The organism is Micromonospora sp. NPDC002575 (assembly GCF_042889525.1).
Classification (GTDB): domain Bacteria; phylum Actinomycetota; class Actinomycetes; order Mycobacteriales; family Micromonosporaceae; genus Micromonospora; species Micromonospora carbonacea.
Window position 1 is genome coordinate 469,105 of record NZ_JBIARA010000003.1, and the last position, 9,220, is coordinate 478,324.

The 9,220-nt window shown below is 75.2% G+C and carries 1 protein-coding gene; it reads left to right on the forward strand.

Features of this window, described 5'->3' with window-relative positions:
• Nucleotides 1-146 precede the first annotated feature (146 nt).
• Nucleotides 147-9,220 (forward strand): SDR family NAD(P)-dependent oxidoreductase (locus tag ACFYWL_RS07630; protein ID WP_386968744.1); only part of this gene is annotated, 9,074 nt, incomplete at its 3' end.

The window sequence follows — 9,220 nt, forward strand, 5'->3', positions numbered from 1 at the left end:
AGGGGTTGGGCGGCCGTAGCGGGCTCAGTACCGTCCACTCACGGTGAGGGTCGGATACCGGCAATTCCCAGGGCCGGATGCCTGCGGTGGTGGCTTCCTCAGTGTTCGGCGGAATCGATCGGTAGCAAGCTCCGGGCGGGTGGGTCATGGCGGACGAAGAAAAGCTCCTCGAACACCTCAAGTGGGTGACCACCGAGCTCCGCCAGGCGCACCGGCGCCTGCGGGAACTGGAGAGCGCCGAGCCCGAACCGATCGCCGTCGTCGCGATGGCGTGCCGGTTCCCCGGTGGCGTCGGCTCCCCCGAGGAGCTGTGGGACCTCGTGGCCGCCGGCACCGACGCGACCGGCCCGTTCCCCACCGACCGGGGCTGGGACCTGGCCCGGCTGTACGACCCGGACCCGGACCACCCCGGCACCTCGTACAGCGACCGGGGCGGGTTCCTCGACGACGCCGGGCACTTCGATCCGACCCTGTTCGGCATCTCCCCCCGCGAGGCCCTCGCGATGGACCCGCAGCAGCGGCTGCTGCTGGAGACCACCTGGGAGGTGTTCGAACGCGCCGGCATCGACGCGGGCTCCCTGCGCGGCAGCCGCACCGGCGTGTTCGTGGGCACCGCCGGGCAGGACTACGCCTCCGTGCTGCGCCGCCTCCCCGAGGGGGCGGAAGGCTACGTGCTGACCGGCACCGCCGCCAGCGTCATCTCCGGCCGCCTCGCCTACTCGTTCGGCCTGGAAGGGCCGGCCGTCACCATCGACACCGCCTGCTCGTCGTCTCTCGTCGCGCTGCACCTGGCCGGTCAGGCCCTGCGCGACGGCGAGTGCACCCTCGCCGTGGCCGGCGGCGTCAGCGTGATGGCCACCCCCGGTGGGTTCGTCGAGTTCTCCCGCCAGCGGGGGCTGGCCGCCGACGGCCGGTGCAAGGCGTTCTCCGCCGACGCCGACGGCACCGGCTGGGCCGAGGGCGTCGGCATGGTGCTCGTCGAGCGGCTGTCCGACGCCCGCCGCAACGGCCACCCCGTGCTCGCCGTCATCCGGGGCAGCGCCGTCAACTCCGACGGGGCCAGCAGTGGCCTCACCGCTCCGAACGGCCCCGCCCAGCAGCGCGTCATCCGCCAGGCCCTCGACAACGCCGGGCTCACCCCGGCCGACGTGGACGTCGTGGAGGCGCACGGCACCGGCACCCGCCTCGGCGACCCGATCGAGGCGCAGGCGCTGCTTGCCACGTACGGCAAGGACCGGCCCGCCGACCGGCCGCTCTGGCTCGGCTCGCTGAAGTCGAACCTCGGCCACACCCAGGCTGCGGCCGGGGTCGCCGGTGTGATCAAGATGGTGCTCGCCATGCGGCACGGGCTGCTGCCGGCGACCCTGCACGCCGACGAGCCCACGCCGCACGTCGACTGGACGGGCGGCGCGGTCGCCCTGCTCACGCAGGCCCGCCCGTGGGCCGGGGACGCCGGGCGGCCCCGCCGCGCCGCCGTCTCATCCTTCGGCATGAGCGGCACCAACGCCCACCTCGTCCTGGAACAGGCCCCGCCGCCCGAGCCCGCCGCGGCAGCCGAGCCCCCCGCGCGGGACCTGCCGGCGGTGCCGGTGCTGCTCTCCGCCGCGCACCCCGCCGCCCTCGCCGCGCAGGCGGGCCGCTGGGCGGCCTGGCTGGACGCCGCCCCCGACGCGCGTCCCCTGGATGTGGCCTGGTCGTCGGCCACCTCGCGCGCCGCCCTGGACAGCCGCGCGGTGGTCGCGGCCACGGGCCGCGACGACCTGCTCGCCGGGCTGCGCGCGCTGGCGGCGGGGGAGCCGTCGGGCGCGGTCGTCGCCGGCCGCGCCGCCGACCGGGGTCCGCTCGCCGTGCTGTTCTCCGGTCAGGGCGCGCAACGCCCCGGCATGGGTCGGGAGTTGTACGCCGCGTTCCCGGTGTTCGCGTCGGCGCTGGACGAGGTGTGCGGGCACCTGGACCGTGGGTTGCCGCAGCCGTTGCGGCCGGTGTTGTTCGCGGAGGCGGGCACGCCGGAGGCCGAGCTGTTGGGGCAGACGGTGTTCACGCAGGCCGGTCTGTTCGCGGTCGAGGTGGCCCTGTTCCGGCTGGTGGAGTCGTTCGGTGTGGTGCCGGACTTCGTGGGTGGGCACTCGGTGGGTGAGATCGCGGCGGCGCATGTGGCGGGGGTGTTGTCCCTGGAGCATGCGTGTGCCCTGGTGGCGGCGCGGGGTCGGTTGATGCAGGCGTTGCCGGCCGGGGGCGGGATGCTGGCGGTGGCCGCTGCCGAGGACGCCGTGGCGGAGTCGGTTGCGGCGTTCGCCGACCGGGTGGGGATCGCGGCGGTCAACGGTCCTGAGTCCGTTGTCGTGTCGGGTGCGGTGGACGCTCTCGATGAAGTGGAGCAGGCGTGGCGGGAGCGGGGGGTGCGGACCCGCCGGCTGGCGGTGAGTCATGCGTTCCACAGCCCGTTGATGGAGCCGATGCTGGACAGGTTCCGGGCGGTCCTGTCGCGGTTGACGTTCTCTGTGCCCGTGTTGCCGTTGGTGTCGAACGTGACCGGTGGGCTGGCTGATCCCGGCGAGGTCTGTGGTGTCGGTTACTGGGTGCGGCATGTGCGGGAGGCGGTGCGGTTCGCCGATGGGGTGGCGGGGTTGCGGGCTGCGGGGGTGGACACGTTCCTGGAGGTGGGCCCGCAGAGTGTGTTGACGGCGCTGACGGCGGATGCCGTGTCCGGCGGTGGGGACGTGCTGGCGGTGGCTGCCCAGCGTCGGGATCGGCCGGAGGTCGCCGGTCTGCTGGCTGCCCTGGCGGAGCTGCACGTCAACGGGGTGCCGGTGGCGTGGCGGCCGTGGTTCGTCGACACGGGGGCGTCCCGGGTGGACCTGCCCACCTACGCGTTCCAGCGGGAGCGGTTCTGGCCCGAGGCGGGCACCTGGCAGGTGGGCGACGTGTCGGCGGCCGGCCTCGGTGTGGCGGGGCATCCGCTGCTCGGTGCGGCGGTGCGCCTCGCCGGTGACGACGAGGCGGTGCTGACGGGTCGGTTGTCGGTGTCGACGCATCCGTGGCTGGCCGATCACGTCGTGGCCGGTGCGGTGGTGGTGCCGGGCACGGCGCTGGTCGAGCTGGTGGTGCGGGCCGGCGACGAGGTGGGTGCGTCGCGGGTACGGGAGTTGACGATTGCCGCGCCGTTGACCCTGCCGGTTTCTGAGGCTGTGCGGGTGCAGGTGCGGGTCGGGTCGGCCGACGACTCCGGTGCCCGGGACGTGACGGTGCACGCCCAGCCCGACGACGAGCCCGACGCGGAGTGGATCCGGCACGCCGAGGGTGTGCTGGAGCCGGCCGCCGCCGAGGAGCCGACGGTGGGGCAGTGGCCGCCGGTCGGGGCGACCGAGGCGGAACTGGCCGGCTGGTATCCGGCGTTCGCGGAGCACGGCCTGGCGTACGGGCCGGTGTTCCAGGGGCTGCGCCGGGTGTGGACCAACACCGACGGCGACGTGTACGCCGAGGTCGCCCTGCCCGACGAGGCGGCGGCCGACGCCACCGGCTTCGGCGTGCACCCGGCGTTGCTGGACGCCGCCCTGCACCCGATCGGGCTGCTCGACGCCGGCACCGGCACCGGCCCTCGGGTGCCGTTCGCGTTCACCGGGGTGCAGGTGCACGCCGCCGGTGCCCGCGCGCTGCGGGTGCGGCTGAGCCGCGTCGGCTCCGGGGTGCGGCTCGTCGCGGTCGACGAGTCCGGTGCGCCGGTCGTCTCCGTCGACTCGCTCGTCCTGCGGGAGATGGGCGCCGTTGCGACCCCGAGCGCGGCCGACCGTTCCCTGTTCGAGGTCACCTGGCACGCCGAGGACGTGACCCCGGCCGCCGACGCGTCCGGCGCGGTGGCGCTCGGCGAGGCCGCCCTGCCCGAGGTGCCCGCGTATCCGGACGTGGCGGCGCTGGTGGCGGCCGTGGCGGCGGGCACGGCCGCGCCGAGCCTCGTGCTGCTGCCGGCCACCGCTGCGGGGACGTCGGTTCCGGGTGCCGTGCGCGACGTCGTCGCGGGTGTGTTGGGTGTGGTGCAGGCGTGGCTTGCCGCCGATGGGTTGGCGGATTCGCGGTTGGTGGTGGTGACCCGGGGTGCCGTGGTGGCGCGGGACGAGGACCGGGTGGGGGATCTGGCGGGCGCGGCGGTGTGGGGTCTGTTGCGTTCGGCGCAGTCGGAGCACCCCGACCGTATCGTCCTGGCGGACCTCGACGGCCCGCTGGACGCCGACGCGGTGGCGCTGCTGGCGGCGGTGGCCGCCGACCCGGCCCCCACCGGCGGCCAGCTCGCCGTCCGCGAGGGCGCGGTGCGCGTACCCCGGTTGACGCGCCTGACCGGCGACGAGCTGACGCCCCCGGCGTCGGGCCTCTGGCACCTCGCGCCCGTCGCCCCCGGCACGATCGACGGCGTCGACCTGGTCGCCGCCCCGGCCGGGAAGCTGGAGGCCGGGCAGGTCCGCATCGCCGTACGCGCCACCGGCGTGAACTTCCGCGACGTCCTCATCGCGCTCGGCATGTACCCGGACGCGGCGGCCCGGATGGGCAGCGAGGGCGCGGGCGTCGTGCTGGAGGTCGGCCCCGGCGTCAACGACCTCGCGCCCGGCGACCGGGTGTTCGGCATGTTCGAGCCGGGCTTCGGCCCGCAGGTCGTCGCCGAGCGGCAGCGGGTGGCCAGGATCCCCGCCGCCTGGTCCTACGCCGAGGCCGCATCCGTCCCGCTGGTCTTCCTGACGGCGTACTACGCGTTGCGTGACCTGGCGGGGTTGCGGTCGGGTGAGTCGGTGTTGGTCCACTCGGGTGCGGGTGGGGTGGGCATGGCGGCGATTCAGCTCGCCCACCATTTCGGCGCGACCGTGTATGCGACGGCCAGCCCCGGCAAGTGGGGGACGCTGCGGGGCCTCGGGGTGGCCTCGGAGCGGATCGCGTCGTCGCGGTCGACGGAGTTCGAGCAGGTGTTCGCGTCCGCATCCGGTGGCGCGGGTGTGGACGTGGTGCTGGACGCGCTTGCGGGTGAGTTCGTGGATGCGTCGTTGCGGTTGTTGCCGCGCGGCGGCCGGTTCGTCGAGATGGGCAAGACCGACATCCGCGACGCGGACGCGGTCGCGCAGCTCCACCCCGGCGTGGCCTACCGGGCGTTCGACCTGAACGAGGCGGGCAGTGAACGCATCGGTCAGATGCTGGCCGAGTTGTTGGCGTTGTTCGAGCAGGGTGTGCTGTCGCCGTTGCCGGTGCGGGTGTGGGACGTGCGGCAGGCCCGGCAGGCGTTGCGGCACCTGAGCCAGGCCAGGCACGTCGGGAAGGTCGTGCTGACCGTGCCGGCGCCCGTTGACGCCGAGGGCACGACGCTGGTCACGGGCGCGTCGGGCACCCTGGCCGGGGTGGTGGCGCGGCATCTGGTCGCCTCCGGCCGGAGCCGTCGGTTGGTGTTGGCGTCGCGTCGGTTGCCGGTGGAGGGTTCCGACTATGCGGCGCTGGTGGCGGAGCTGACCGGGGCCGGTGCGCAGGTCAGCGCGGTGTCGGTGGATGTTGCCGACCCGGTGCAGGTGGCGGGCCTGGTGGCCGGGATGGACCCGGCGCATCCGTTGACGGCCGTGGTGCACTGCGCGGGCGTCCTCGCCGACTCGGTCGTCACGTCCCTGTCCGCCGATGACGTGGCCACGGTGCTGCGGCCGAAGGTGGACGGCGCGTGGGTGTTGCACGAGGCGACGGCGGGGCTGGATCTGTCGGCGTTCGTGGTGTTCTCGTCGATCGCGGCGACCCTGGGCTCGCCCGGTCAGGGCAACTACGCGGCGGCGAACGCGTTCCTCGACGCCCTGGCGCAGCACCGCCGCGCCCAAGGGCTGCCCGCGACCAGCATCGGCTGGGGTATGTGGGCCACCACCAGCGCCATGACCGCCCACCTCGACCGCGACGACGCGCAGCGCCTGCGGCGGCTCGGCATGACCGGCCTCACCGCCGACGAGGGCGCGGCCCTGCTCGACGCCGCCACCGCCAGGGCCCTGCCCGCCATCGCGGCGGCCCGCCTGCGGATCACCGGCGACGCCGGCCAGGTCCCGCCGATCCTGCGGCTGCTCGCCCGCACGGGCGGACGCCGCCAGGCGGGCGGCGCGGCCGGCGGCACCGGCACCTCCTGGTCGGACCGCCTCGCGGGTCTCGCCGCCGACGAGGCGCGGCGGTTGTTGGTGGACCTGGTGTGTGGTCAGGCGGCGGCGGTGCTGGGGCACGCGTCGGCGCAGGCTGTTGCGGGTGGGCGGGCGTTCAAGGAGCTCGGTTTCGACTCGCTCACCTCCGTCGAGCTGCGCAACCGGCTCGCCTCGGCTACCGGGCTGCGGTTGACGGCGACGCTGGTGTTCGACTATCCGACGCCGGAACGGCTGGCCGAGCACCTGCACGAGCGGCTTGGCGAGACGGCTGCCGCCGCCCCGGCCGTCGCCCGCGCCGCCGGCCCGGTGGGCACCGACGAGCCCGTCGCGATCGTCGGGATGGCCTGCCGGTTCCCGGGCGGGGTGTCGAGTCCGGAGCAGTTGTGGGACCTGGTGGCGTCGGGCGGGGATGCGATCGGTGGGTTCCCGGCGGATCGGGGTTGGGACCTCGACGCGCTGTACGACCCGGATGCGGATCGGGCGGGGACGTCGACGACGCGGCAGGGTGGTTTCCTGTACGACGCGGCGGAGTTCGACCCCGGGTTCTTCGGCATCTCGCCCCGTGAGGCGCTGGCGATGGATCCGCAGCAGCGGTTGCTGTTGGAGACGTCGTGGGAGGCGTTCGAACACGCCGGCATCGACCCCGCCACCGGCCACGGCACCGTCACCGGCGTCTTCATTGGCGCCGCCTCCTCCGGCTACGCCGCCACCGGCAGCGACGGCCTCGAAGGACTCGAAGGGCACCTGCTCACCGGCACCGCCGGGAGTGTCGCCTCCGGCCGCGTCGCCTACACCTTCGGCTTCGAGGGCCCGGCCGTCACCGTCGACACGGCGTGCTCGTCGTCGCTGGTCGCCCTGCACCTCGCCGCGCAGGCGCTGCGCTCCGGCGAATGCGACATGGCCCTCGCCGGCGGCGTCGCGCTGATGGCCCAGCCGGGCATGTTCTCCGAGTTCTCCCGCCAGGGCGGCCTCGCCCCCGACGGCCGGTGCAAGGCGTTCGCCGCCGCCGCCGACGGCACCGGCTGGGGCGAGGGCGTCGGCATCCTCCTCGTCGAGCGGCTCTCCGACGCCCGGCGACGCGGCCACCGGGTCCTCGCCGTCGTCCGGGGCAGCGCCGTCAACTCCGACGGCGCGTCCAACGGGTTGACCGCGCCGAACGGGCCGTCGCAGCAGCGGGTGATCCGGCAGGCCTTGGCGAACGCGCGCCTGACCCCGGCCGACGTGGACGCCGTCGAGGCGCACGGCACCGGCACGACGCTGGGCGACCCGATCGAGGCGCAGGCGCTGCTGGCCACCTATGGGCAGGGTCGGGAGACGCCGCTGTTGCTCGGGTCCATCAAGTCGAACATCGGGCACACCCAGGCAGCGGCCGGCGTCGCCGGGGTGATCAAGATGGTCATGGCGATGCGGCACGGCGTGGTGCCCCGCACCCTGCACGTCGACGAGCCGTCGCCGCACATCGACTGGACCACCGGGGCCGTCGCACTCACCACCGACGCCGCGCCCTGGCCGGCCGTCGACCGGCCCCGCCGCGCCGCCGTCTCCTCCTTCGGCATCAGCGGCACCAACGCCCACGCCATCATCGAGCAGGCCCCCGCCGACGCCCCGGCACCCCGCCCCGAACGCCCGGCGACGCCGCCGCCCGGCCTGGTCGCCGCCGACGCCGTACCGCTGCTCGTGTCGGCCCGCAGCGCCCGCGCCCTGCGCGACCAGGCGGCGCGGCTGCGGACCCGCCTCGCCGACGACCCGGCCCTCGACCTCGTCGACCTCGCGTACTCGCTCGCCACCGGCCGCGCCCACCACCCGTACCGGCAGGTCGCGGTGGCCGCCGACCGGGACTCCGCGCTGGCCGGGCTCGCCGCGATCGCCGAGGCCGACCACCACGCCGGCCTCCCCGACGGTACGCCGAAGGTCGTCTTCGTCTTCCCCGGCCAGGGCTCCCAGTGGGCCGGGATGGCCCTCGACCTCCTGGAAACCTCGCCCGTCTTCCGGGCCCGGATGGACCAGTGCGCGGCGGAACTGTCCCGGCTGGTCGACTGGCGCCCCGAGGACGTCCTGCGCGGCGCGCCGGACGCCCCGCCGATGGACCGGGTGGACGTCGTCCAGCCGCTGCTGTTCTCCGTCATGGTCTCCCTCGCCGAGGTGTGGAAGTCGTGCGGCGTCCGGCCCGACGCCGTCATCGGCCACTCGCAGGGCGAGATCGCCGCCGCCTGCGCCGCCGGGGCGCTCACCCTGCCCGACGCGATGCGCCTCGTCGTCGCCCGCAGCCGGGGCCTGCTCGCCATCTCCGGGCTGGGCGGCATGGTGTCCGTGCCGCTGTCCGCCGCCGACACCGAGCAGCTCATCGCGCCCTGGTCGGGTGCCCTCTCCGTTGCCGCCGTCAACGGCGCCGCCGTGACCGTGGTGTCGGGCGACGCCGGCCCCGTCGACGAACTGCTCGCCACCTGCGCCGAGCGCGACATCCGGGCCCGCCGGATCGCCGTGGACTACGCCTCCCACTGCGGGCACGTCGAGGCCGTCCGCGAGGACCTGGCCGCCGCGCTCGGCACGATCGAGGCCCACCCCACCGAGGTGGCGTTCCACTCCACCGTCACCGGCGAACCCCTCGACACCGTCGAGCTGGACGCCGACTACTGGTACCGGAACCTGCGCGAACCGGTGCGCCTCGCCCCCGTCGTGGACGCGCTGATCGCCGCCGGCTACCGCACGTTCGTCGAGGTCAGCCCCCACCCCGTGCTCAAGGTGGTGGTGCAGGACGCGCTCGACCGGGCCGACAGCGCCCAGCCCGGCGTCGTGGTCGGCTCGTTGCGCCGCGACGAGCACGGCCCCCGCCAGCTCCTCGCCGCGCTCGGCGGCCTGCACGCGGCCGGCGTACCGGTCGACTGGGCCGCCGTCCTCGCCGGCTCCGGCGCGTCCCGGGTGGACCTGCCCACGTACGCGTTCCAGCGGGAGCGGTTCTGGCCCGAGGCGGGCACGTGGCACGCGGGCGACGTGTCGGGGGCGGGGCTCGCCGCGCCGGGGCATCCGTTGTTGGGTGCGGCGGTGCGGCTTGCGGGTGACGACGAGGTGGTGTTGACGGG